Here is a 26329-nt window from a genome sequence, read left to right on the forward strand (position 1 = left end):
GAGATGGGGAGGTGGGGAAAAGAGTCATAACTTAAAGTTTTAGCCTTCAAGGCTTAACATTAAACTTTAAAACCTCAAACTCCTAACTTTCAACTCCTCATTAGACCTCTGGCAAAAGTTCTTTTTTGGGCCTTTGCGCGTTAGCGTACCCCTCCGGGGAAGCAAGCTACGCTTTGCGTAGCCCGATAAAAAATTATTTATGCAAGAGGTCTATTCAACAGTCAACAGTCAACAGTCAACATTCATCACTCCCACGAAATACAAGTATGCGAATTCCAAGAGCAACTTATCGAATTCAGTTTACACCCCAGTTTGGCTTTGACAATGCAAAAGCCATCGCCGCTTATCTTTCTGATTTAGGCATTTCTGATTTGTATGCTTCGCCGATTTTCAAGGCGCGGTCTGGTAGTACTCACGGTTACGATATAGTAGACCCGACTCAACTCAATCCGGAACTGGGAACTAATGAGTCCTTTGATGCATTAATTAGTGAAATCCAATCTCTGGGAATGGGTTGGTTACAAGATATTGTGCCCAACCACATGGCCTATAGCAGCGAAAATGAGTATTTAATGGATATCTTGGAACACGGGCCAGATTCCAGTTATACTGATTACTTCGACCTTTCTTGGAATGTACCATTTGGCGATCGCCAACAACGAATTCTCGCTCCTCTATTGGGAGATTTCTATGGCGTATCTTTGGAAAATGGACACATTCAACTGCAATATGAACAAAATGGCTTAACTGTCAACTATTACAGTTTAAAACTACCCCTGCGCTTAGAGTCTTACACCAAATTTCTCACCTATAATCTGGGCAAACTCACGCGCACGCTAGGCCGCAATCATCCTGATTTTATTAAATTATTGGGGATTCTGTACATTCTGAAAAATGTGCCTTCAGAAGTTGCGGGTAAACAGCGACAAGACCAAATTGCATTTATCAAAGGATTAGTTTGGGAACTTTACAATACAAACGATGCCATCCGCGAGTTTATTGTAGAAAATCTCAAAACTTTTAATGGAGAACCGGGTAATTCTGAAAGCTTTAATCTCCTAGACGATTTACTCAAAGACCAGTTTTATCGTCTCGCCTTTTGGAAAGTCGGGGCGGAAGAAATGAATTATCGGCGATTCTTTACGGTCAATGAATTGATTTCTGTCAAAATTGAAGAATTGCGAGTTTTTAATAACACTCATAGTTTGATTCAAAAGCTAGTTGAAGAAGGTAAATTTACAGGTTTACGCATTGACCACATAGATGGACTGTATAACCCGACTCAGTATTTAGAAAGGCTGCAAGAAAAAACGCCAGATGTTTACATCACCGTGGAAAAAATCTTGGAATTAACTGAAGATTTGCCAGAAAATTGGCAAATTCAAGGTACATCTGGTTACGATTTTCTAAATTATGTCAATGGTGTATTTTGCAATAACGAAACCGAGTTTTTGTTTGATAAAATCTATCATGCTTTTATTAGCAATAAACTCAATTATGCTTCTTTAATCAAGGATAAAAAACAGCTAATTATCGAGAAAAATTTAGCAGGTGACATAGATAATTTAGCCATTCTACTAAAAAATATTTCCAGCAAATATCGCTATGGAAATGACTTTACTATCAATGGACTCAAAAGAGCGATCGCCGAAGTTTTAACACTGTTCCCAATTTACCGTACTTATATTACTCCCGATGGAATTGGAGAAGGGGATAAACTCACCATTCAAGAGGTAATTAATCAAGCTAAAGAACAAGCTCCTTTATTGCAGCATGAGTTAAATTTTATTGAAAAATTGATGCTCCTAGAATTCGATAATTCTCTTTCCCAAACAGAACGGGAACAGTGGATCTATTTTGTTCTCAGAATGCAGCAATACAGCGGCCCCCTCATGGCCAAAGGTGTGGAAGACACAACATTATATGTTTACAATCGCTTGATATCCCTCAATGAAGTGGGAGGAAATCCCAGCCATTTTGGCATTTCTGTAGCTGACTTCCACAGCTTTAACCAAAAGCACCAAGCAACATGGCCTCACACCATGAACGCCACAGCCACCCATGATACTAAACGCGGTGAAGACGTGCGAGCAAGGTTAAATGTATTGTCAGAATTGCCAGAAGAATGGGAAGAACAAGTCAACATCTGGAGTCATTATAATCAAGGACATCGCCAGATTCGCCACGGATTTGCCATGCCCGATCGCAATGATGAGTATTTTCTCTATCAAACCCTAATCGGTGCATATCCCTTAGCCGCAGAAGAACAGGAATCTTTCGTAGAAAGGGTGAAGGAATACATCATCAAATCAATTCGAGAAGCAAAAGTACATACTGCATGGTTGCGGCCTGATAGCCAATACGAAGAAGCTTGCACTTCCTTTGTAGAAAAAATCTTGAATCCTGCAACTTCTGGGCAATTTCTCGAAGCCTTTCATCCTTTTCAACAGCGAATTGCCGATTATGGAATGTTTAATTCCCTTTCCCAAACTCTACTTAAAACTTTAGCTCCGGGCGTACCTGATTTTTATCAAGGAACGGAACTTTGGGAATTAAGTTTAGTCGATCCAGATAACCGCCGTCCCGTGGATTTTGAACAACGACGCAGTTATTTAACCGCCATGAAAGAGCAAATCCAAACAGATATCTTAGGATTGATTCAAGAATTGCTCAAACACAAAACCGACGGCAGAATCAAACTGTTTTTAACGGCACAATTACTCAAAGCCAGAAAAGATTATCTCTCACTATTCCAAGACGGAGATTATCTGCCGTTAGAAATTCATGGAACTCACGCTAATCATATTATTGCCTTTGCGCGACAATTAAAGAATCAAACAGCGATCGCCATCGCACCCCGCTTTTTCACTCGCCTCATTCAACCTGGAGAAAATCCCTTGAGTGAGTCAGTCTGGAAAGATACGCGCCTACAATTACCCTCTGGAACTTCGTCGTCTTGGAAAAACGTCTTAACTCACCAACCATTACAAGCCAAAGAAACATTATCTATCGGATCTGCCCTCGCGCATTTTCCGGTTGCATTGTTGGTTAGTAGTGCTGAATGAAAAGATAAAATCTCATATCGTGTCCGGTAAATTACTTGTGATATGTCATTGCGAGTGCAACGAAGTGGAAGGACGCAATCGCAAGAATTCTGCGATTACTTCACTTCGCTATCGCTACGTACCCTGCGGGAACGCCAAGGGCGAACGTAATGACAAGCATTTAGCCGGACTTGATATCACGCACAAACCCAAAGGCGCAGAGAAAACGCTGGAAAAACTCTGCGTTCCTCTGCGATTTCCTTAGCGTTCCTATGCGTTTAAAAGTAATTTCCACTCCACATTATGACTACTCCATCACTCACCACCGCGCAGATAGACGCAGTACAATCCCATATCAAAAAAACCTGGAAAACCTTAACCCGATCGCACGAACATCTCGTACAATCTGCCAAAGATAGTAAACTAGACCACAGTTCAGAAACTCCCTGGATTGTCTACATTTCACCTTTGGAAGATTGTCCTAACGTGCAAACTGTGTTAGAGCGATCGCTATCTCGTCAGGATATGCAAAGAATTCAAATTCGTACTTTGCCGCCTGAGCCAGAAGCAATTCAAGAACATGGATTACTATACCTGCCAGGGCCTTATGTCGTCCCCGGTGGTCGCTTTAACGAAATGTATGGTTGGGACAGCTACTTTATATTATTGGGACTTCTACATGATGGCGAATTGGAACTAGCCCAAAGCCAAGTAGACCAATTACTTTACCAAGTGCAGCATTACGGTACTATCCTCAATTCCAACCGGACTTACATGCTGTCGCGATCGCAGCCCCCCGTCCTGAGTATGATGGTGATGGCGCTATTCCAGCACACCCAGGATGAACAATGGCTCAGGTCAACGGTACCGCTACTAGAACAGTTTTATTATTACTGGGTAGTGCCGCCGCACTTAAATCCTGGAACCGGCTTATCGAGATTTTATGCTTTTGGCGAAGGCCCTGCACCAGAAGTCTTGTTTTCCGAACGAGATGAACAGGGAAGAAGCCATTACGACCGCGTTAAGGAGTACTATCAAACCTTTGAAATTGAAGATTATGATGTTAATCTTTACTACGATCGCGAAAAGGACGAATTAACCAGCCTATTTTATAAAGGCGATCGTACCATGCGCGAGTCCGGTTTTGATATCACTAACCGATTTGGCCCCTTCAGCGCTGATATCCTCCATTACGCTCCTGTGTGTCTGAACAGTTTGCTGTATCAGATGGAACAAGACTTAGTACAAATAAATGAGATTTTCGGCAACGAAGATCTGGTGCAACAATGGCGCGAACGTGCAGAAATTCGCCGCCAACGCATCGACCAGTTTCTTTGGGATGAAGAACACGGGCTTTATCTCGACTATCACCTCCAGAGTGGCGAACGCCGCCGTTATGAATTTGCCACGACATTCTATCCCCTTTGGCTGGGAATTGCTTCCCCATCCCAAGCCCAGCGCTTGGTAGAAAATCTTTCTTTGTTTGAAGCCCCAGGTGGTATTTTTACCAGTACTCGTGTTACCGGCAACCAGTGGGACGCCCCCTTTGGCTGGGCACCATTGACCTTAATCGCTGTCCAAGGACTTCACCGCTATGGATATCATACAGAAGGCGATCGCATTGCTAACAAATTCCTCGCTATGGTGGTCAAGGAATTCGGGCGTCACAACACTTTAGTGGAAAAATATGATGTCCAACGCTGTTCTGCCAACGTTTCCAGTGAAATCTGTTTTGGATATAGTTCTAACGAAGTAGGTTTCGGCTGGACAAATGGAGTGATTCTGGAACTTTTAGCAGCGTCTCAGAAAAAAGGTTAAAGTGTTGACCGTTGACTGTTGACTGTCAACCGTCAACAGTCAACAATAGTAATGAAATATTTTTTTACTTGCAATTCCCTTAGATAATTCCAGCTTGTTGAAAAATATTTTGCGGTGTAAATGGAATTTTTTCTAGTAACGAATCAGCTAAAGTATCGTTACCTCTTTTTGTCTGTGGTGGTGTATTGGGATAGAAAATTGTTACCGTTTTTGCTCGCGTATCAACCACCCAAACACAACAAACACCAGCTTTGAGATAATCAGTTGCTTTTTCGGCAATTTCACCAAAAGTCTGACCAGGGGAAATAATTTCAATCACTAATTCTGGTGGCACAGGACAAGGTTCATCTAATACCCAGTCAGCAGGAAGACGGCGGTATGAAACATAAGTCAAATCTGGTACGGGCATCCAATCTTGTTGATTTAGTGTTAGTTTGATTGCCCATTCAATGACAACCCGACCCTTTTCTTTTGCCCATGCAGACAATAGTATAAATAAAGCACCTGTGGTCGAGCCATGAAAAAATTTTGGTGACATTTCATCGTTTTTATATTTGGGTACAGCTTCACCGTTCACAAATTCGTATGTAATATCACCTTCGGGGAGTGCCAGAAATTCTTCTAGACTTAGCCGTTGATTAGAAGACTGAACCATAGGTATTGAATCAAAAAAGCTTATTTTTAGTTTAGGCCATCGCCTAAACAAATAAGCTCTTCCACATTTGAGGCTGTTGACTGTTGACGGTTCACAGTTAACAGTCAACAGTCAACAAACTTTTCAGTTTTCACCAGCCAAAGGGACACGGATTGTAAATGTACTACCTTGCCCTGGTTCAGATGTGACATCGATTGTGCCTTGATGTGCTTCAATGATGCAACGAGATAGATATAGCCCTAAACCACTACCAGAACGTTGGTGTTTACCTTGGCGAAATCGCTCGAATAAAATTGCTTGGTCTTGTTTGGAAATTCCTGGCCCTGTATCCTGGATACTGATAATTACCTCTGGTAAATTAACATCGCAGCGAATATTTACAGAACCTTTGTCTGTAAATTTGATGGCATTGCCGATGATGTTTGTTAAAACTCGTCGCAGTTCTACGCGATCGCCCATTACCGTACTTGTAGTTTCGCTTTTATCAATGTTGACGGCTAACCCTTTTTCTTCAGCTAAAGGAGTTAATTCTTGGGCGACTTCATTAACTAATTCCTGAAGATTACAAGGTGCAATTTTTAAAGTTTTGCAGCCCGCTTCATGACGATAAACTTCTAACAAAGTATTTACCATTTCTAGCAGGTCTTGATTACTGCCAATCATGGTATTAATTATTTCTTGTAATTGTGGCGAAACGTCGCAAAACCTCCCTTCCAGTAATAATTTTAAAATCCGATTGGAGGCTACTAGGGGTATGCGTAAATCGTGGGTAAAACGCGAGACAAAATCTGCCCGTAAATTCGCCATTTGATCTCGTTCGTCAATGCTATGCTTGAGGCGGAGCAGCGATCGCACTCGTGCATGTAGTTCATCAGGATCGAATGGTTTACGAATAAAGTCATCTGCACCAGCATCCAGTCCTTGCACAACGCTGGATTCATAGTGAGCGGTAATCAACAAAATCGGGATAAAAGGCAACGCTTGATTTTTGCGGATGCGTCGAGTAAATTCATAACCATCTATCCCTGGCATCATCACATCTAACAGAATTAAATCTGGTGGTGATTGCTCAACCATATCTAGAGCAACTTTACTATCTTCCACCAAGCTCAGTTCATAGTCGTTATCTTGTAGGACTGCTTCTAATATCAGTAAATTGTCAAATATGTCATCGACAACGAGAATTTTATCTTTTTTAACAGTTTTAGTTAAGGACATGGCTAAATATAATAAGAAGTGCTTGGCTATTCCTCGCAAATCTAGTAATAGCTTACTCCAATAGTGTTGACATAATTAAAATTTCACATTTTCCTTTAAACTTTCCTGAATTTTCGACATCTTTTTTGAATAATTATACTATTTTCTTCGTCAATTCAGTATGAAAAGTACTAAATGTTACTTATTATTCAGTATGTTGTCCGCCAAATTAAATTTGTAAGTAGAATGTAATACAAATTCCCAATTGACGCATACCTTAAGATAAGCTAAAGCTACAAAATTCATCCATGAAAAACGCCTATATTACAAGGGTTTCGGACGGTGTATCTGTGGCACTCTTTTTTTCAATTGGTGTAACATTGAAGCAGCTTAGTGATTCATTTTATGTGCATCATTAGTGCTACAGCAAGGATCGGCGATGGAACATTAAGCGATTCGTAGTTGCTATCAGATTTGGAAAATCAGTTGTAGCGCATAAAACATACATCTTGGCAAGAATGGACAAAAATAGTTTTTTTGATTGAATTGTATTGTTTAGATGAAACTCTTGCCTCTAGAAAAACCTACAAGATAAGGTTATTTAATGTCTAATGGTAGATGCGCTCCTGGAAACAATAGCAAACATATTGCTTTTTGTATAAAATCCTGAATTGGAGAACAGGATTATTTTAATGTGTACTCTAGATAGATAACAGTAAAGTTAAGCAACTATGGATGAAATCAAGATCCTCGTCATCGAAGATCATAACCTTACGAGAATCGGTTTGCGGGCTGCCTTACAAACTCAGCCAGAAGTCAACATTGTTGGTGAAGCCGCTAATGCCGCAGATGGAATCGAGCTTGTGAAAAGTCTCAAACCTGATATTGCTACTATTGACATTGGTTTGCCTGATATGGATGGTATCGAGCTAACGCGCACAATTAGGCAATATCAAGCAGAGACAGAGGACTATACAACAAAACTGCTCATTTTAACAATGCAGAATAGCGAGCAGGCAGTGTTAGCTGCATTTGCAGCAGGGGCTGATTCCTATTGTATGAAGGATATCGAAAGTGAGAGACTAATAGAGGCTGTGCGAACAACCCATGCAGGTAGCTCATGGATCGATCCAGCGATCGCAGACCTTGTACTCCAGCAAATACGCCAAGATTTCCCCGATGCTAGCAGAGGATCGGCAACCAAAAGAGTGTTGATTGAAGGTATTGACCCAGATATCGAAAAAACTATCGTCAGTTATCCTTTAACTCAACGGGAAATGGATGTTTTAGAGTTGATTGTCGCAGGATGTGACAATGCAGAAATCGCCAAAAGACTGTATCTCACAGTGGGCACTGTCAAAACTCACGTCCGTGGTATTCTCAATAAACTCTGTGTTGCTGACCGTACACAAGCTGCTGTGCGTGCTTTACGTGCAGGATTAGTTCCTTAAAAAATATAGCAGAGAAGAGCAAACAGGGAAGTTGGTATCCGAATTTTAACGGCAACTGCTATCAAAAGATAAAAGTAAAAAGAAATACTCTATTATTCTTTCTTTTGCCTTTTAACTTTCGCTTTTTTGCACTTGACAAAGGTAAAAAAATACGTAACAATTAGAAATTGTGGATAAAGATAATTGCCAGCGGAACTGGCGGAATTGGCAGACGCGCTAGATTCAGGTTCTAGTGCCGCAAGGCTTCCGGGTTCAAGTCCCGGGTTCCGCATAATCAATTTTGGATTTTGGATTTTGGATTAATCTAAAATCTAAAATCTAAAATCTAAAATCATGTTGACCAGCTTACAAAATCCTTTAGTCAAGCAAATCCGCAAGTTACACTCTACCAAGGAGCGCCACAAGCAGGAGTTATTTTTGCTGGAAGGGACGCACCTGTTAGAGGAAGCTTGTGCGGTGAATTACCCCCTAGAAACGGTGTGTTGTACCCCAGATTGGCAAGCAAACCACCCGTCATTGTGGGAGGAAGCTTGTAGGCGATGCAGCCGCGCCGAAATTGTCAGTAAAGAGATTTTAGATGCCATCGCCACCACAGTGCAACCCGATGGTGTGGTAGCAACAGCAAAACGCAGCAATGGTCAAACTCAAGTACCATTTACTGGTTTAGTCCTAGCTTTAGAAACAGTACAAGATCCTGGTAACCTGGGTACGATGATTCGTACTGCGGCGGCCGCTGGAGCGTCCGGGTTGTGGCTCAGTGGAGATAGCGTCGATTTAGAGAACCCCAAAGTGCTACGTGCTTCAGCAGGGCAATGGTTCCGCCTAGCAACGGGAGTCACCGAAGATTTAAAAGCGATAGTACAACAAAGCCAGCAAGCAGGAATGCAGGTAATAGCAACATTGCCGAATGCAAGCTTAACTTATTGGCAAGTGGACTGGCGAAAACCGAGTTTAATATTACTGGGAAATGAAGGTGCTGGTTTGTCAGCAGACTTAGCCGCGATGGCAGACAAGCAAGTGAGAATTCCCTTGAGTCCTGGGGTAGAGTCTTTGAACGTAGCGATCGCAGCTGCGTTAATGTTGTACGAAGCTCAGCGGCAAATGACTCAGGAGTAGGGAGTGGGGGGGTGGGGAGATGGGGAGATGGGGAGAATAATAATTCACCAGTCATCAGTCATCAGTCATCAGTCCCCAGTCCCCAGTCCCCAAGTTTTATTTCGTTTTTTGCTCCAAATATTGTTCAATGTCGGCAACAGCGTCTTCAAAAGCCGCTAAATCAATATTTGTCAAGTCTTTATTGAGTTCGACTTCATCAGCACTCTGGTTATCCAATTTTGGCGTATCTTCATCCTCAGTAGGATTTTCTTGTAAGATATCCTCCAATTGTTCCAGTGCTTCTTGAAACTCTAAATCGGCATCGTAGTGCAGTGGTCGGTGGCTTGGCTCCATAATTTTGACTTAAAAATCCTATTGACTAGCGTAATTTTTATTAAATTTTGCATATATAACATCATATTTGTGGTTATCTGCTTTATCAACTTTAGAGCGATCGCTATTTTTGGCGAGTGACTTCTGGGACTTACGCAACGCTGATATTGTCATTGCGACGGAAACGAAGTGTAGGGAAGCAATCCCAGAGTTTTGGTCATTACTTCACTTTGCTTGTAATGACGTAAAATCGTAGTTATTGCCTCAGTCGTGAGCTTAAAGTCGTTGACTGTTGATATCATGTCCGCCTAATCACTTATCAAAAAAATTCCCCGCGTCCCCACGTCCCCACGTCCCCGCGTCCCCGCGTCAGTCCTAATGATAAGTCTTCAACCGGACATGATATGAGAGCTAGTTGCTATCCTAAGAAAACGGGAACCTTGTTCTCCTGCGAACCGGACAAGCCTCTTAAGCCGTCCAACCCACTGGCTTTTGTTAACTGTCAACCGTCAACAGCCGACGACGAGTCAATGTGCAAGTTAAATGCAAAACAGCTTAGTTTACCTATTTATACATCAATAGCCCTTCCACATTACTATTAAGAAGTTAGTGCAAGCTCAAGTATTCAAGAAGCTTTCTTTGCCTGTTGCCTATTCCCTGTTATATGATTGAAACCACAGTTCGCAAACAATATAACAATCTGGCGGCCATATACGATCGCCGTTGGAAAAAGTATATTGATAATACACTTTCTTCGCTCAAAACCTGGGCAGAAATATCACCGTTAGATACTGTACTTGATATTGGTTGTGGAACGGGTGAATTAGAAAGATTGCTATTAACTGATTATCCAAACCTCAAAATTGTTGGTGTAGATATTTCAGAACAGATGCTCGCAATTGCCGAGAACAAATGTAGCGGTTATCCGCAGGTTTCATTTCAAGTTGCTAGTAGCTTAGCGTTGCCATTTCCTAACAATAGTTTTGATGTCATTGTATCAGCCAGTGCATTCCATTACTTTAGCGAACCATTGGCAGCATTAATAGAAATGAAACGCGTACTCAAGCCCAATGGCAAAGTGGTAATTTTGGATTGGTGTAAAGATTATTTATTTTGTCAAATATTGGATATCATACTGAAGATTTTTGACCCAGCACATCAGCAGTGTTACACCCAAGATGAATTGCATCATTTCCTGAGTTGTGCCAATTTCGTAGTTTCTCGTGGGACTAAAGTTCGTTTGGGAATTTTTTGGGGGCTGATGCTAGCTACAGGAGAAGCAGAGTGAAAAAGAATTCTAGATTAGGGCTTAGGCAGCAATTAGGCAAGGAATTGTGAAAAGGAAAATCTGGGTGGGATTCTAGGATATGCTTAAGTAAGTGAAAGATTTGCCAAAATAAAGTAAGAATGAAGCTGGCAGCAAGAGTAAGTCAGGTAACACCTTCATTAACCTTAGCGATCGCAGCCAAGGCTAAGGCAATGAAGACAGAGGGCATAGATGTTTGTAGTTTTAGCGCTGGAGAACCAGATTTTGATACCCCAGCGCATATCAAAGCCGCAGCAGCAAAAGCTTTGGATGAAGGCAAAACCAAGTACGGTGCAGCTGCCGGAGAACCAAAGTTAAGGGAAGCGATCGCCCATAAACTTAAAACTGATAACGGTCTTGATTATAAGTCAGAGAATGTCATCGTCACCAATGGCGGTAAGCATTCTCTGTACAATTTGATTGTGGCGTTAATCGATCCAGGTGATGAAGTCATAATTCCTGCACCCTACTGGCTAAGTTATCCGGAAATGGTGACCTTGGTGGGTGGAGTTTCAGTAATTGTCCCCACAGATGCAAGCACAGGCTATAAAATTACTCCCGAACAACTGCGTCAAGCCATCACCCCCAAGACAAAGTTATTTATCCTCAACTCTCCATCTAATCCCACGGGGATGGTTTACACCCCAGATGAAATTAAAGCATTGGCAGAGGTAATAGTTGATGCAGATATCTTTGTCGTCTCTGATGAGATTTACGAAAAAATCCTCTACGATGGTGCAGAACATATCAGCATTGGTTCTCTAGGCAAGGAAATTTTTGACCGGACTTTAATCAGTAATGGATTTGCCAAAGCTTATTCCATGACGGGCTGGAGACTTGGCTATTTAGCGGGGCCAGTGGAAATTATTAAAGCCGCCAGTTCCATCCAAGGACATAGTACATCTAACGTCTGTACCTTTGCTCAATATGGAGCGATCGCCGCACTGCAAAGTCCCCAAGACTGTGTAGAAGAAATGCGTCAAGCCTTCGCCAAACGCCGACAGGTAATGTTAGACAGACTCAACGCCATTCCCGGACTGAGTACCGCTAAACCAGATGGCGCTTTTTATCTTTTCCCCGACATCAGCAAAACAGGTTTGAAATCCTTGGAATTTTGCGACGCCTTACTAGAAGAACATCAAGTAGCAGTCATTCCCGGAATTGCCTTTGGCGCTGATGACAACATTCGCCTTTCCTACGCCACCGATTTAGCGACGATTGAAAAAGGGATGGATAGGTTAGAGAAATTTGTCAAGTCGCGTATTTAGTTTAGTTGTGATTGGATTTAAAAATAAAAATGTCCTCTTCTAACAGGGAGGACTTTTTTCTATTTTTTTTAGCGCACATGAGCTTATTCAATTATAATTAAAATCTCTGTGCATCCCGGCTTCACTATGTCCCCGCGCTCTTGTTTTTCTATATAGCTTTTCACCTTTCACTATCTCTTCATATTGCTGTTCGTATGGAGTGAATCTAATGGATTCTTGTCTTCCTAAGCCCAAAATGCCAAAAGTACAAAGGCTATTAAAAAACAGTTCGTGTACCCGCTTTTGAAGTATCTGATTGAAATATATCAAAACGTTACGGCAAAGGATGACATTAAATTCGTTAAAAGAGCTATCTGTTGCTAAATTATGCTGGGCAAAAACAATATTTTCCCTTAAGGATGCTCGAAAAATAGCGTTGTCATAAGCTGCCGTATAATATTCAGAAAAAGACCTTTTGCCTCCTGCTTTGAGGTAAAGATGAGTATATTCCTGCATAAGTTTTAGAGAAAAAATACCACTTTTGGCATTTTGTAATACTTTTTCGTTGGTATCAGTTGCATATATGCGACAACGGTGATAAAGCCCTTCTTCTTGTAGGAGAATTGCCATTGAATAGACTTCTTCACCCGTAGAACATCCAGCGTGCCAAATACGAATAAAAGGATAGGTTTGCAAGAACGGAATAACTTGACTTCTAAAGGTGTTATAAAAGCTAGGATCGCGAAACATTGATGTTACATTTACTGTCAGAGCCAGCAAAAATTTTTCTAAATAGTTAGGGTTGTGGAGTAACCGCTCTTGCAAAGCAGAAATATTAGTTAACCCTTCTAAACTCATAAAACCGAGAATACGGCGCTTAATTGAAGAAAGGGCGTAATTGCGGAAATCATAACCATAATACTGATACACCCCTTCCAAAAGTAGACGTATTTCGATGTCCTCTAAGCTAGGTTTTGGCACAGTCATAATGATATGATTTATAATGGGCTTCTCTACGAGACGCTGCGCGAACGCCCTGCTCACAAGACAGTAATTTTTAATTCTGAGTTCATGGATGAATAAGCTTTTTGAAAGAATGCTTCTGCAATTCGGGTGGTTTGTACCATCAATATTTGAGACTGGTTAGTTTTTGATAACCCAACTGAATCTTACGATAAAAAGTGTTGTTGGAGCGATTAAATTTTAAATTTGATAACTGTACTAACTTTGGACTTCAATTTAACCAAGTGGCTGTGACTCCTAAAACAGCGATCGCAATTATCGAAATCCCAGCTAGCAATCTCACTTGATGGCGTAAAGTCTTAATCTCTTGGTTAAGACTTTCAGCCTGTAGTGCAGAATATGGTTCAACTGGTGTAACTTCAATGGCTACTTCTCGCGGTTTAGCTGGAGTACTTCCAAAAGTAACTTGAGAATGTAACCAATTAGCAATCAGTTGCGGGCAGTTCTTTTTAAACCAGTTATAGGCTAAAGTTCTAAAAACTGGTTTCGACATCCGCGCAATTAATTTCATCAACCTGTTTATGGGTTGTGGGCGAAGCTTTTGGTTAATTAAGTTCACCGAGCCAACATCATAAAGACAATCCAGAATTAATTTCACAGTGGCTTCTTCACTGTTAATTAGATTTTGCAGTAACAGCAGAACATCATGCATACGCTCTGCTTCAATAAATTTTTCTGCCAATGTTTCTGGAGGAATTACTGATGTATTGGGGGAGTTTTTTCTTACTATTGTCATATTAATAACATATCAACGATGTTGATTTCAGTACAACTATCTACCGAGAGAAAGATGCTTAATCCACAGAAATAACCCAAAAAGTTGCATGAAATAGAGGTATTTCCTCCAAAGACAGAAGTTATATAGATTATTTTATTACTGAAGTGAATTTCCTGTCATTGATATTGTTTTAACCAAAAGATGGGGAGGTGGGGAGGTGGGGAGGTGGGGAGATGAGTTTTTCCCCTCTGCCCTATGCCCTATGCCCCATGCCCCATGCCCCATGCCCCATGCCCCATGCCCATTTACCTATATAACCAAACCCTGAGCAGTGAAAGCAGTTGTTCGGTATCTACAGGTTTGGTAATATAATCAGATGCGCCGGCTTCGATGCATTTTTCGCGATCGCCTGGCATGGCTTTGGCTGTTAAAGCGATGATTGGTAAGGAACGAAATTGTGGTTGCTGGCGGATGGCGCGGGTGGTTTCGTAACCATCCATTTCTGGCATCATGATGTCCATCAAAACTATGTTGATGTCGGGATTAGCTATCAGCTTCTCAATGCCATCTCTGCCATTTTCGGCAAACAGTACTTCCATGTGATAGCTTTCTAAAAAGCTAGTAATGGCAAAGATATTTCTCAGGTCATCATCGACAATCAAAATTTTGCGATTGGCTAGCACTGGATCGGTTTGGTGCAGCTGTTCGAGTATTTGCCGCTTTGGTGCTGGCAGATTTGCCTGGACGCGATGCAGAAACAAAGCTGTTTCGTCTAATAATCGTTCTGGCGATCGCACGTTTTTAATAATAATTGTCTCTGCTAGCCCCCGCAGTTGGGTTTCTTCTTGGCGACTGAGTTCTTTGCCTGTGTAGATGATTATTGGCAATTTCACTAGTCTGGGTTCTAGCTTGATTTGCTCAATGAGTGTAAACCCGGTCATGTCGGGGAGACCCAGGTCTAGTACCATACAATCAAAGTGCTGCGATCGCAATATTTCCAGTGCTTCTTTTCCTGTACCTACTGCTGTACTGTGGACATCGCTATTACCAATGAGTTCGATAATACTTTGGGCTTGTATGGAGTCATCTTCTACTATTAAAAGATTTTTGACTTGACGCTCAATAAAGCTTTTAATCTCAGTCAATACTTGATTGAGGGCTTCTGGAGAAACAGGTTTTTGGAGGTAAGTAATTGCTCCTAGCTTTAATCCCCGTTGCTGTCTTTCATCCACAGACAAGATATGCACTGGGATGTGTCTGGTGCTGGGGTTATGTTTGAGACGATCCAGCACTGTCCAACCATCCATCTCTGGCATGTGGATATCTAGCATAATGGCGTTCGGCTCGAATTGTTGTGCTAGGGCTAGACCTTGTTTGCTTTGTAAGGCTACGATTCCTTTAAAGCCTTGCTGGCGTGCCATGTCTAGTAAGATGCGGGCGAATTTATCGTCATCTTCGATAATTAACAAAACGCGATCGCCTGATTCAATTGTTAGCCGGTCATCTGGAATTTCGCTGATGCTGGAAACCATCTTCGGCGATGGAGAAATATCTCCTTGAGAGGTAGTCCGGCTTTCAACCGTCACTACTTTTGGTATGGAGGGTGCTAATTTGGTAGGAACATTTTTAGGCTTTTCTGGTTTGCCTTCAAATTCAATTTGTGGCGTCGAAGGCTTTCTCGTTAGCGGTAAGTAGAGAGTGAAAGTACTTCCTGCGCCTGGTTGGCTGATTAGTTCAATCCTGCCACCTAAAAGTTGAGCTAATTCACGACTGATGGATAAGCCTAAGCCAGTTCCGCCATACCTGCGGCTAGTTGTGCCGTCTGCTTGCTGGAATGCCTCGAAAATAATTTTTTGTTTTTCTGGTGGAATGCCAATGCCGGTATCGCTAACTGCAAAAGCGATGGTGGGTTGTTCCCCTGGGGCTACTTCAACCATACTAATTTGTAACTTCACCCCTCCCTGTTGAGTAAACTTAAAGGCGTTAGCTAAAAGATTTTTTAATACTTGTTGCAGACGCTTGGAGTCGGTAGAAATTACTGGGGGTAATTTGTCGTCTAGTTCAATGGCGAAACTGAGTTTTTGATTTTCGGCAAGTTGACGGAAAGTATGCTCTACAGATGTCTGTAAATCCGCAAAGGCCAGTTGCTCAATTTCTAGGGAAATTGTACCAGACTCAATTTTTGCCAAATCTAAAATATCATTAATTAATTCGAGTAAATCAGTTCCAGCAGAGTAGATTGTGCGGCTATACTCTACCTGTTTTTCGGTTAAATTATTCAGAGAATTATCTGATAGCAGTCTTGCTAAAATTAACAAGCTGTTTAGCGGTGTCCGTAACTCGTGGGACATGTTCGCCAAAAATTCTGATTTATATTTGGAAGATAGTGCCAGTTGGTCGGCTTTTTCTTCTAATGACTTCCTAGATTGCTCGATTTCCCGATTTTTGCGGGCAACTTCCTGATTTTGCATTTCTAGAAGTTCTGCTTTTTCTTCTAGTTCTTCGTTGAGTTGCTGCAATTCTTCGTTGGACTGCTTGATAAGAAATTGTGATTCTTGTAATTTTTGGGCTTGTTCTTCTAGTAGTTGATTACTTTGTTGTAGTTCTTCTTGCTGACTTTGCAGTTCTTCTGTTAAAGCAACAGATTCGGCTAGTAGTTGCTGAGTTTGTAATTGTGAAGCGATGTTATTTAAAAATACACCCAAAATTTCACTTAATTGCTCTAGAAATGTCAGGTGTAAGTCTTTAAAAGGTGCAAAGGCAGCAAGTTCAATGACTGCATTTACCTGGTCTTCAAATATTATGGGCAATACAATGATATTTAGCGGTGGAGCTTCTCCCAAGCCAGAACTAATGCGGATATAATCGCTGGGAACTCCAGTTAAGAGAATTCTTTGTTTTTCTAGGGCGCATTGTCCCACCAATCCCTCGCCCAAGCGAAACTGATTTGCCAAGTTTTTCCGCTCTTGATAAGCATAACTACCCAACAACTTCAGCACTGGCTCATCGTTGATTGAGTCCATAACATAAAAAACGCCAGCGGACGCCCCAACTAAGGGAGCGAGATTCGACAATATCGTCCGAGATACACTTTCTAAATTTCGCTGCCCTTGAAGCATTTGGGTAAATTCAGCCAAATTAGACTTGAGCCAGTTTTGCTCGTCGTTTTTTTGAGTTGTGTAGCGCAGATTGGCGATCATTTGGTTGAAGGTGCGCTTCAGTACGCCAATTTCATCTTCGCGATCGCTTTCTGGCAAATTTACCGATAAATCCCCATCGGCCACCTTTTGCACTAACTGAGAAACTCGCCTCAGCGGTAGTGAAATGTGTCTGGTGAGAATAATTCCAATCAAAACTAAGATTGCAGCAAATAAAGGAATACTATAAACAATAGTCGCCAGTGTTTGGCGAGCCGCTAACTGTGCCCGCTCAGAACGCTGCTTGAGAAGTACATTTTCTTCATTTTTTATTGCCTGGAGTAGTTTTTGGATTCTATCCATCAACTGCTTGCCCCTGTCTGTGGCAACAGCTTCCTGGGCAACTTCTAAGCCTTGGTTCTGTCGTAAGTCAATGACATTTTTCATTACAGCCATCCTCTCGGTTAGGAGTGGCTCTAACATATTCAACCGATTTTGTTGGTTGGGGTTATCTAGTGTTAATTTTTGAAGTTCCTTGAATGTTTGATTCAGCGATTGCATAGCAGCGTTATATGGTTCTAAATAACGCTGTTCTCCAGTAATAATGTAACCACGTTGCCCAGTCTCGGCTTTTGTCAGTTGTAAGTTTAGGTCTTCAATCTGACTTAATACCTGATAAGTATGGTTTTCTTTGCGCGAAGTTTCAATTAATTCATTGGTACTTTGATAGGAGATTAGACCAATTGAGGTCAGAATTGCTACGCTTAAGGTAAAACCTGCCCCAATTTTGGTTCCAATCTTCAAACGGTTCAACATTTTTAAAAAACAGTTAATTTCAATTTTTTGTAGTGTTTATCAATATTTAGATGCTCTTCCAGCTATTTAAATACTCTTTGCCAATTTTTAGCAAATCATATCTGTTAATTTTTTTCATCTCAGTTCGGCTTCAGGACTCAATTTTGATTTATTGCATGATAAAATCATGCTTTTAGTCTCTCAAAACTAAGGTTTTAGTTTATCTAGAACTGAGTTGTTTTTTAGTTATTTATATATTAATGTTAGAAACTTTTTATCGATATTTTAACATCATAGCCTGATTAAGCCTTGAGACAGTATAACTTATTTCAAAAGAAGCAACCACTTGATTTTTCAATTTATCCTCGCGGTGGATAATTAAATTTGAAACTGCGATTATAAATTGAATATCCAATTTTCATCAAAAAAAGGTGGTTGTTATGAGTGCAGTAATTGAGCTAGCAAGACCAAAATTTTGCCAAGGACAAAAGGTAGAATTTATTGGTGGATTAGGAACCATAATACAATGTTGTCGTAACTCTGGAAATTGGTCATATCTTGTGGAAATGGAAATGGGTATAGAACCAGAAATGGGCAGAATTGGTTGTGAGACTACTATTTTACTATTTGAAACAGATATTATTTTACTCGAAGACTACCCCCTTGCAGCTTAGGATTTTAGGATGTCATGATTGTTTTGCAAGGCTCAAATCCCCGACTTATCTAAAAAGCCGGGGATTGAAATAGATGAGATTAGACATTTGCTTAGAGGTTATTAATCACCTGGCGATCGCCTTGAATAGACTCAGGTACGGATTGCTCATAAATCCGAAAGTTTTGAATCTTGTTACTCTCTAAAATAGCCCTTGCACCTGCCATATAGATATCAGTAGCATTTAGAAATACAATAAAATTGCCAAGATTCACTTGATGTTCGTAATATTTGGCTAAATCTTCGGGAAATTCTAAAGGATAATAGTTATTTTTAGTCATTACAGAAACTTGACTCATGGGAAAGCCAGCTGTTTGAAGTTCTGTAAGTGCTGTTTCTAGATGTTGACGCTGACAAAAAATACCAACTCCATATTTATAGCGACTTTTGGGGGATAAATATGGCTGATAAATACCCCGGTGTTGAATGCTGTGGCGATTAAAAATCCTCTGAGCAAAATGAATTTCGGTTTCTGTACCTGTTACTATGACCAAATAGTAACCTTGGAAAACTAAATCGCTATAAACCCGCGCTTGTCCCTCAGGAATTCCCAAAGGTAGTAACGCACCAGCCAAATTTCCGGCGCGTATGCCGATCGCACCACCTATTATGGTGGTAGCGATGGTTGCTGCCTCTGCTCCGGCTACCATGACTGGGCCCATACCAGGAATTGCCAGCTGAGTGATACCGCTAACAAGACCGCCTAATGTACCACCAGTGGATTCCTCAGATGCCTTGCCAGCAACTTCTCTAGCCTTGACAGCGGCAATCTCACTTTGTTCTTCCGCCTTGCGCGCAATTACAGAAACTTTGTGCATTGGAAAGTTTGCAGCTTGTAGTTCCTGGAGTGCCAATTTTGCTTCTGAACATTTAGCGAAAATTCCGATAAATTTCCGCTCTTTTTCTAATGTCATTTTAGTTGCTTTGATTCAAAATCATTCCTAATTTATTAACTAAACTCTGAACAATTAAACAGCACTACGAGTTAGTAATCCCCAAAGGAAAATTAACAGCATTGCACCCAGAACAGCAAATAAAATACTTCCCAGTGATAAAGCTCCTACAGATGCCGCCGCCGCCGAACTACTCCCCAACAAAACTTGGCCTAAATAACCGCCAACTACCGCTCCCAGAATTCCTAACACAATGGTGGAAACAATACCACCACCTTGAGTTCCTGGGTAGAAAAACTTAGCTAAAGCACCTGCAATTAAACCTAAAACTAGCCAAGCAATGATATTACCCATAATCTTTCTCCCTGTGAAAATGTTGTTTTTTTGACATTTTTATATTAAAATTTTTATGATAAGTTGCCGATCTATCTAGAGAACTAATATCAAAAATCTTCAGGCATTATTTGATGTTAGCTGTTCACCGTTGATGGTTGGGAGTTAACAGTCAACGCTTTAAGCAGAAATAGCCCCAAAAAGCAGAAGTCAGGTTTAAAGCCTTGCCTGTAAGAGACCATTTATCGAACAGAATTCAGGAGTCAGGAGTCAGAATTCAGTTGGTTATTCTGTATGACTGAAGGCGTCAGTCGTCAGAATTCAGCATTAATTCTGTACGACTGGGAGATGAATAACCGGGTTTAAAACCCCCACCAAATCTACAATTTGGTGGTCAACAAGAAAGTCGCGGGTTTGAATCCCCGACTGTAAGCGTTCGCTTTAGCGTCTCGTAGAGAAGCGTGAGCGAGTCTTCGATAGCGAGTACTCGGAGGTCGCGTATTGATTCTGACTCCTGTTAGCGGTAGCGGGGCGTTTAGCTCATTCTGACTTCTGAATTCTGACTCCTGAATTCTGAATTCTTCTTCAACAAATCTAGAAAAAATTAGATGTTCTAGTCAATTAAACAAGCTTAGAGTATTAAGAGCAATATTTTTTGAGCTTCATGAATCACACAATCCATAGAGATAGATTAATATCTGAAATTAAACAATGTCTCTTATTAGCTGTTCCTTTGGCGACAGCACAGTTAGCTCAATCATCTACTGGATTTGTGGATACGGTAATGATGGGTTGGTTGGGAAGTGAGACTATTGCATCTGGAGGTTTGGGGGCTACACTCTTTACTTTTTTGCTTTTAATTACTACGGGTATTGTCACTGCTGTTAGTCCTTTAGTTGCGGAAGCATACGGAGCCGGAAAGCCTCAAGAAGTAGGTAAGATTGTCCAACAAGGATTGGGAATATCTTTGTTATTGAGTATACCGATTGTAATAATACTTTGGAATGGGGGCGCTTTATTACTGTTATTGGGTCAGAATGCCGCCACAGTAGCATTAGCAGAAACTTATTTAAGAGCGATCGCATTTGGTTTTATCCCTGCTTTAGGCTTTGCTGTACTCAAAGGTTTTCTTTCTGCTGTGTCTCAACCGCAGTTAATTACCATCACCGTTGTGTTAGGTACTTTGTTTAACATTACAGCTAATTATGTTTTGATGTTTGGCAAATTAGGACTACCTGCCTTAGGGCTAGCTGGCATTGGTTGGGCAAGCGCGTTATCACTTTGGAGTATGTTTATTGCTTTAGTAATTTATATATATAGCCAGCATCGATTTATAAATTACCGGATATTTGACACTGCATTTCACTACACTTTTACCAAGGAAAATTACCGCATTTTTTGGCAAATTTTTCAAATTGGATTACCAATTGGCGGATTAATTGCAGTGGAAGGAGGACTGTTTACAGTTGTCACATTTTTAGTAGGACAAATAGGAACTACTTCCCTAGCTGCTCATCAAATCGCCTTGCAAACAGCTTCTATGTCTTTTCAGATTGCACTTGGTATTTCTTTAGCAACAACCGTCCGTGTTGGACAATTAGCCGGAGAGCAAGATTTAATTGGTGTTCGCCTAGCTGGATATGTAGGTATTAGCTTGGGTGCTTTGTCTATGGCTATTGCAGGAATTATTTTTTGGTTCTTACCAAAGTCAGTTATTTCTCTTTACCTTGACATCAACAATCCTAATAATCAAGATGTAGTGAATTTGGCAATTAAATTACTTGTAGTAGCCGCCATTTTTCAAATTGTTGATGGCGTGCAAGTCACCGCAGCCGGAGCATTACGAGGCTTAAAAGATACGCGAATTCCTATGTTAATTGGTATTTTTGCTTACTGGGCTATTGGTTTATCTATTGGTTATGCTTTGGGTATATGGTTAGGGTATGGAGCAATTGGTCTTTGGTGGGGGTTAGCAATTGGTTTAGTCAGTGCAGCTATAGTTTTAACTTGGCGGTTTAGCATTTTGCAATTTGTAAAACTTAAAATAGACAATTCAATTTCAATCTGTAATAAACAGTAACGTGAAATTTCAACACAAAGGAGCCGAAATCGGTTCACTCATCTCTGAAAAACGCTCATAGTCTGAACTTCGATGATGGTATCGCTAAAAATCCTTTGTTAATGGGCTTTCTTGCTGATGATATTCGGAGTAATGGCCGCATACTGTGTAGGAGTTAAGGTTCCCAAGCGAACATCTACTTGTTTGGGAATAATAAAACTATGCGAGCAGAATATGTATAGTAATTTTGAACACATTAAAAGCCATACGAATAAACTGTCGCAATGAAACAATTGATACTTGTATTAGGAGTAGGAATTTTACTTATACCTGTGAAGGTAACTTGCGGTTCTCCTGGTGCAGCCTGCGCTCAACCACCACTTCCTGGAACCAACAGTCAAGTTAGATATTACTACGAATATGAACCACTGGGTGTAATGCTAATAGAGTTAGTGATTCAGAAAAACTTGCCGTTTTATTACTTCAGTGGAACTGAGGATGTATACTGAGTTAAAAATATGATTAGTTAATCCTAAGCCTTGTTTCGGGGTGGTTATTTTGTATTGGTGGGATTGTGTTAAGCAATTTCCCTTTTGGAGATGTTACGCGTTGGCGTTAGCTTCGCTATACTGCGTAAACGCGTAGCGTGTCGCTTGCGACTCAGCCTCTGAGAACGAGAATCGCTTTTGGTAAAAATTTAATCATCAAAATCAATAATCAGTCCAGTAGTTACAATTCCATTGGGATTAATAATTGGACTTTAGGGATAAGTACACCTGTTACCAGGCTAAATTTCCAATTCCTTCATGATTTGCAACCACTTATCTGGTGTCGGCAGGGCTTGTTGGAGAAGTTTGCTTGTCAGATTGCTAGCATTAGCTTGATATAGTAGGGTGGCATAGCTAAAACAACGAGCTGGTTTTTTGAACCCATCGTTACCATAAACAGAAATCAATTCCGCCAATTTTTCCTCTACTTTCAAGATTATTTTGGGAGCAAGGGCAAGTAAATCGTACATCCACTGTTCCTTCTGGGCAATAAAAGCCGATAATTCTGAATTTGTAGAATTTCTAAACTCATCACAAATTGCCTGAATTTTTTCCCACTTATAACTACCCCAGGGTTTAGCCTTCATCACTGGCAATTGCCATTTAACTATCTCTTCTTGCCAATAGTCTTTAGCTGCTTGTACTTGAACAATTTCAAAACTAGGTAAAATTATGGCTGTCAATGTCCCACCATGACAGGCTCCAGTATCAATACCGTAGGTTTTTTGGGGAATTATGAGGGGATTATCTCCAACAACGCGATGACCAAAAATTACTGGCTTAACACCAGTATATAACTGACTCCAAGAAGTATCTCCGTAGCGTTTTCCCAGGTGTTTTTCACCCGCAGTGCAACCACATAAAACCTCTTCCTTTTGTTCCTCAATGGGTATACCATCTTCCACCGCAGCATGAACGAAAATTGCCGATTCGGTTTCATGATAATAGGGTAGATGACTAATCCATTCTAAAAATTCGTTATAGCTGTCGCCAAACTGTAATTTGACAATTTCCTGGGAGTAGGAAAGAGTTTGCCTGAGATGTTTGCGTTCGTGATTACCCATCAATACGATGGTATTAGGACGATTTTTGAGAAAGTCATACACCTTGACTGAATCAGCCCCCCGATCCACAATATCTCCCAAGGAAACTAAACAATCTTCTTCTGTAATTTCTACTTTGGCTAATAGTTGAAGCAGTTCTGCATAGCAACCATGAATATCGCCAACTACAATTGTTCGCATAACTCCAGTTCAATCGAATAAATTTATTGTAGTATATACACTACAAAAGTAGTATACGGGCAAAAGTTGTGAAGATATGGAAAGCCAGCAGATGAGAAGTAAAAAGGTTGTTAATTTTATCAGTGGACACCTTGATATAACTCAAGCAGAATTTGAGATGCATTACCGTCCTTTGATCGATCGCGCGATCGCTCAAAACGAATGTTTTGTTGTTGGAGATGCGAGGGGTGCGGACACCCTAGCGCAACAATATCTTTGGGGACGGACAGAGGCAGTAATTGTTTATCATATGTTTTCCAGTCCTCGCAACAATCCAGGATTTTCAACCCGTGGTGGATTTCAAAGTGATGTAGAGCGAGATACACAAATGACGTTGGATTCTGATCGAGATATAGCTTGGGTAAGACCTGGAAGAGAGCAATCGGGTACACAAGCAAACTGCGATCGACGAAGTTTACTAATATAGTTTGACGTAAAAAAGCATACCATCATTAAAATACTGAAAATCTTAATGATAATGACTTTTACCAACTCTCAACTGCCTGCTTATCAAAATTAATAATCAGTTCAGTAAGTACAATTAATGATGTGATTGTCGCCTGTGTAATAAATAGTTAGCAAAAAATGCAGTATATCTCTTCGGCAATTTATTTTTCTATTTTGGTAATGATGGTAATAACGCCATTTGCAATGCCCTTTCTGTTAAGGCGGAAGGGTTATGTGACTAGTTTGCTATTAAGCAGTTTTCTCTCTTTTATGACGTGCGTACTTCTAGTTACTTTGTTGGCATATTTACCAGATTTATATGCCGAGATGCGGCTTGATTATCTGGGTTTTGATTTTAATGGCTGGTCAGACGAAGACCGACTCAGAAATATTGCTCCAGAATTCAGAGACGAAGCAATAAAACTTTATCGATCGATAATGGGCATTGGGTGGATTTTGAAAGCTATTGCTGGGGCAGTTTTGCTCATTCCTTATCAAATTGTTGCTTCTGGCTTAGTTTTCATGGTGAGTCAGTCGAAAAAACATGGCAGTTAGCACCTAACCATACCTGAAAGTGGACGCGAGGGGAGTGGCTGTTACGCTAATAATTTCTTTCAGTAAATGCAAGACAATGTATCATCGAAATTTAAAACTTCTGTTTTTTTTGACTACCCCATTTCTTGGTGTCGGAATTCTATTTTTACCAACCATTCCAACTTTGGAGGGCGCTAAATTTCTATTCTATATAATTATATGGTTACTAAGTTTAATTTTTTTTTATTATTTAAAAAGCCTCAAGATCTACCATTGACAAAAAAGCTAATTTTTATTTTTCTATATTTATTATTATCGAGTGTGCTATTTTTGTTTGTCTCATTTATCGTTTTGATATCGTCTGGATTTGATGCGCCAAACATTGAAACTGTGGCATTTAAAGACTATCATACAACAGTATATTTATACAATTATACATGTTCTCCACCAGATACTTCTACAGGATGTGACACATACCACGGGGAATTAAAATTTAGACTTGGTTTTACTCCTTTTGTAATTACAAAGTTGAATTGTGATTGTCTTTTTGGTTCACCCGATCGCGTTGGTGAGTGGGTAACGATTCCCTTGGAAGCAAACCGAAATTCAACAGCATCTGCGATTAAAATTAACTTAAAAACTGGCAAATTTCTCTCAAGATGAACTGCAAAACTTTAATTTACGATCCGAGTAAGCAAGAGGCAATTACTTTAACTGTTGATAAAAAGCTTTATAAATTGGTACGTTGGGATGTTTCCGATACAGCCCAGATATTGTCAGAGTCTTCTTTGGAACGATATACAGAATTAAGTTTACTTACCAAAATACCCCAAGCAAATGCGATGGTCAAAGACCAGCTCCTTTGGAGCATCGCCATTATTCAGTGTAATAATATTTACCAGCTTCCCTACCAGCCAGTCAATGCCATCTTAGAAATTCGTCGCTGGGAAGATTTTAGCTGTATCCAGGAAATAGAGTTACCTGAATGCACCGATATACCAGGTTGTGTCACGATTACTCCCTGTCAACAGTACATCATCGTTGTCGAATCATATACTTCGCTGTATCTAATAGAATTGTCATCGGGTATAGTTAAGCGTTTTGCTTTTGAGACAGAATATAATTACAGCTTGGTATTTGACCCAAAGATGCAGTTTTTTATCAACTCATCAATTGACCAATTCAGCTATTTTCAACTTCATTGGATTGATGATTTAGCGACTGGTAAATTTTCCCTTCGGGGAGGTTTTTGGGGTGATATGCGCTGTCATAACGATACTATTATTTTTAGTCCCAATGAAGAAGCTTTCATCCATACTTGCTATCATTTTAAACGGAAATTATTGGTGACATACCGTCGATTTAATCGTTCCCAGCTATTTAGCGATCGCAGTCATTGGGGAATAAATAATAACCCGACACCAACTTCTGTTCTCTATAAAGTTTGGGAAGTATCCCTACCCTACATCGAACATCAGCATGATGAGGAAAATCTTTGGCAAAGTGATATTGCTTTTCTCAATGACCAAACCTTAGTATTAGGAGCAGGAAAAACCCTGGCTTTGCTAAATATTCAAGATGGAGTTGTGAAAGCAGAGTACCAAATAGATGCAATTATACAGGCGATCGCAATAGATACCGCACATCAGCGAGTAATTGCTGCTACCCGTAATGGAGTATTCTGTATTCATCTGTAGAACT

General features: G+C 40.5%; 23 protein-coding genes and 1 tRNA gene. 15 read left to right on the plus strand and 9 right to left on the minus strand.

Annotated elements, in window-relative coordinates; translation table 11 throughout:
* Window positions 1-266: 266 nt before the first annotated feature.
* The 3 genes from treY to VF06_RS23655 are packed head-to-tail and all read left to right on the plus strand — an operon-like array spanning window position 267 to window position 4862.
* Entirely contained in the window at window positions 267-3065 is a 2799-nt protein-coding gene (gene treY / locus VF06_RS23650; RefSeq protein WP_099068184.1) for a malto-oligosyltrehalose synthase, read from the plus strand.
* A gap of 19 nt (window positions 3066-3084) precedes the next feature.
* Window positions 3085-3309 carry a hypothetical protein gene (locus tag VF06_RS39435; RefSeq protein ID WP_143861738.1) on the plus strand — a complete coding sequence of 75 codons (225 nt, stop codon included), beginning with the start codon at window positions 3085-3087 and terminating at the stop codon, window positions 3307-3309.
* Window positions 3310-3347: 38 nt separating this feature from the next.
* The gene (locus VF06_RS23655; protein ID WP_099068183.1) at window positions 3348-4862 is read left to right on the plus strand and encodes a trehalase family glycosidase; all 1515 of its coding nucleotides are present in this window, start codon (window positions 3348-3350) and stop codon (window positions 4860-4862) included.
* Window positions 4863-4941: 79 nt separating this feature from the next.
* Here the strand turns inward: VF06_RS23655 and VF06_RS23660 are convergent, their stop codons facing one another.
* Complete coding sequence (locus VF06_RS23660; protein WP_099068182.1) at window positions 4942-5517, minus strand: Uma2 family endonuclease; 576 nt, start codon at window positions 5515-5517, stop codon at window positions 4942-4944.
* A gap of 123 nt (window positions 5518-5640) precedes the next feature.
* A complete protein-coding gene (locus tag VF06_RS23665) occupies window positions 5641-6735 on the minus strand; it encodes a sensor histidine kinase (RefSeq protein ID WP_099068181.1) in 1095 nt (364 codons plus the stop codon).
* Between the two features lie 710 nt (window positions 6736-7445).
* Here VF06_RS23665 and VF06_RS23670 point away from each other — a divergent pair.
* The 3 genes from VF06_RS23670 (at window position 7446) to VF06_RS23680 (ending at window position 9281) form a co-directional block, all read left to right on the plus strand.
* Window positions 7446-8165, plus strand: coding sequence for a response regulator (locus VF06_RS23670; protein WP_099068180.1), 720 nt, complete (start codon window positions 7446-7448; stop codon window positions 8163-8165).
* A 189-nt stretch (window positions 8166-8354) separates the two neighbouring features.
* Window positions 8355-8436, plus strand: a tRNA-Leu gene (locus VF06_RS23675).
* 62 nt (window positions 8437-8498) lie between these two features.
* Entirely contained in the window at window positions 8499-9281 is a 783-nt protein-coding gene (locus VF06_RS23680; RefSeq protein WP_099068179.1) for a TrmH family RNA methyltransferase, read from the plus strand.
* A gap of 96 nt (window positions 9282-9377) precedes the next feature.
* On the opposite strand, the gene VF06_RS23685 is transcribed toward VF06_RS23680, so the two are convergent.
* Window positions 9378-9614 (minus strand): hypothetical protein, encoded by a 237-nt coding sequence (locus tag VF06_RS23685; protein WP_099068178.1) that lies wholly within the window; start codon window positions 9612-9614, stop codon window positions 9378-9380.
* Between the two features lie 643 nt (window positions 9615-10257).
* Here VF06_RS23685 and VF06_RS23690 point away from each other — a divergent pair.
* The gene (locus tag VF06_RS23690) at window positions 10258-10881 is read left to right on the plus strand and encodes a class I SAM-dependent methyltransferase (RefSeq protein ID WP_099068177.1); all 624 of its coding nucleotides are present in this window, start codon (window positions 10258-10260) and stop codon (window positions 10879-10881) included.
* Window positions 10882-11000: 119 nt separating this feature from the next.
* Window positions 11001-12167 (plus strand): pyridoxal phosphate-dependent aminotransferase, encoded by a 1167-nt coding sequence (locus VF06_RS23695; RefSeq protein WP_099068176.1) that lies wholly within the window; start codon window positions 11001-11003, stop codon window positions 12165-12167.
* 87 nt (window positions 12168-12254) lie between these two features.
* On the opposite strand, the gene VF06_RS23700 is transcribed toward VF06_RS23695, so the two are convergent.
* The 3 genes from VF06_RS23700 to VF06_RS23710 form a co-directional block, all read right to left on the minus strand.
* On the minus strand, window positions 12255-13133 hold the full coding sequence (locus VF06_RS23700; RefSeq protein WP_099068175.1) for a CheR family methyltransferase: 879 nt from the start codon (window positions 13131-13133) through the stop codon (window positions 12255-12257).
* Between the two features lie 247 nt (window positions 13134-13380).
* On the minus strand, window positions 13381-13905 hold the full coding sequence (locus tag VF06_RS23705) for a hypothetical protein (protein ID WP_099068174.1): 525 nt from the start codon (window positions 13903-13905) through the stop codon (window positions 13381-13383).
* Between the two features lie 287 nt (window positions 13906-14192).
* On the minus strand, window positions 14193-17840 hold the full coding sequence (locus tag VF06_RS23710; protein WP_099068173.1) for a response regulator: 3648 nt from the start codon (window positions 17838-17840) through the stop codon (window positions 14193-14195).
* Between the two features lie 419 nt (window positions 17841-18259).
* Here VF06_RS23710 and VF06_RS23715 point away from each other — a divergent pair, with 419 nt between their 5' ends.
* Window positions 18260-18493, plus strand: coding sequence for a hypothetical protein (locus VF06_RS23715; RefSeq protein WP_099068172.1), 234 nt, complete (start codon window positions 18260-18262; stop codon window positions 18491-18493).
* Between the two features lie 91 nt (window positions 18494-18584).
* Here the strand turns inward: VF06_RS23715 and VF06_RS23720 are convergent, their stop codons facing one another.
* Both VF06_RS23720 and VF06_RS23725 read right to left on the minus strand, forming a co-directional pair.
* Complete coding sequence (locus VF06_RS23720; protein ID WP_099068171.1) at window positions 18585-19445, minus strand: hypothetical protein; 861 nt, start codon at window positions 19443-19445, stop codon at window positions 18585-18587.
* A 54-nt stretch (window positions 19446-19499) separates the two neighbouring features.
* The gene (locus VF06_RS23725; RefSeq protein WP_099068170.1) at window positions 19500-19778 is read right to left on the minus strand and encodes a GlsB/YeaQ/YmgE family stress response membrane protein; all 279 of its coding nucleotides are present in this window, start codon (window positions 19776-19778) and stop codon (window positions 19500-19502) included.
* Window positions 19779-20421: 643 nt separating this feature from the next.
* On the opposite strand from VF06_RS23725, the gene VF06_RS23730 reads away from it, so the two are divergent.
* Both VF06_RS23730 and VF06_RS23735 read left to right on the plus strand, forming a co-directional pair.
* Window positions 20422-21837 (plus strand): MATE family efflux transporter, encoded by a 1416-nt coding sequence (locus VF06_RS23730; protein WP_099068169.1) that lies wholly within the window; start codon window positions 20422-20424, stop codon window positions 21835-21837.
* Between the two features lie 263 nt (window positions 21838-22100).
* Complete coding sequence (locus VF06_RS23735) at window positions 22101-22325, plus strand: hypothetical protein (RefSeq protein WP_099068168.1); 225 nt, start codon at window positions 22101-22103, stop codon at window positions 22323-22325.
* 278 nt (window positions 22326-22603) lie between these two features.
* Here the strand turns inward: VF06_RS23735 and VF06_RS23740 are convergent, their stop codons facing one another.
* Window positions 22604-23608 (minus strand): metallophosphoesterase family protein, encoded by a 1005-nt coding sequence (locus VF06_RS23740; protein ID WP_099068167.1) that lies wholly within the window; start codon window positions 23606-23608, stop codon window positions 22604-22606.
* Between the two features lie 91 nt (window positions 23609-23699).
* On the opposite strand from VF06_RS23740, the gene VF06_RS23745 reads away from it, so the two are divergent.
* From VF06_RS23745 to VF06_RS23760, 4 genes are all read left to right on the plus strand, one after another.
* Window positions 23700-24074: a hypothetical protein gene (locus tag VF06_RS23745; RefSeq protein WP_099068191.1), complete on the plus strand. Its 375-nt coding sequence runs from the start codon at window positions 23700-23702 to the stop codon at window positions 24072-24074.
* Between the two features lie 290 nt (window positions 24075-24364).
* Window positions 24365-24649 (plus strand): hypothetical protein, encoded by a 285-nt coding sequence (locus VF06_RS23750; protein ID WP_244918125.1) that lies wholly within the window; start codon window positions 24365-24367, stop codon window positions 24647-24649.
* A 198-nt stretch (window positions 24650-24847) separates the two neighbouring features.
* Window positions 24848-25291: a hypothetical protein gene (locus VF06_RS23755; protein WP_244918126.1), complete on the plus strand. Its 444-nt coding sequence runs from the start codon at window positions 24848-24850 to the stop codon at window positions 25289-25291.
* Window positions 25288-26325: a hypothetical protein gene (locus VF06_RS23760; protein ID WP_099068165.1), complete on the plus strand. Its 1038-nt coding sequence runs from the start codon at window positions 25288-25290 to the stop codon at window positions 26323-26325. Before VF06_RS23755 ends, VF06_RS23760 begins: the two co-directional genes overlap by 4 nt.
* The last annotated feature ends 4 nt before the right edge of the window (window positions 26326-26329 follow it).

Source organism: Nostoc linckia z4 (assembly GCF_002608075.1).
GTDB classification, from domain to species: Bacteria; Cyanobacteriota; Cyanobacteriia; order Cyanobacteriales; family Nostocaceae; genus Nostoc; species Nostoc linckia.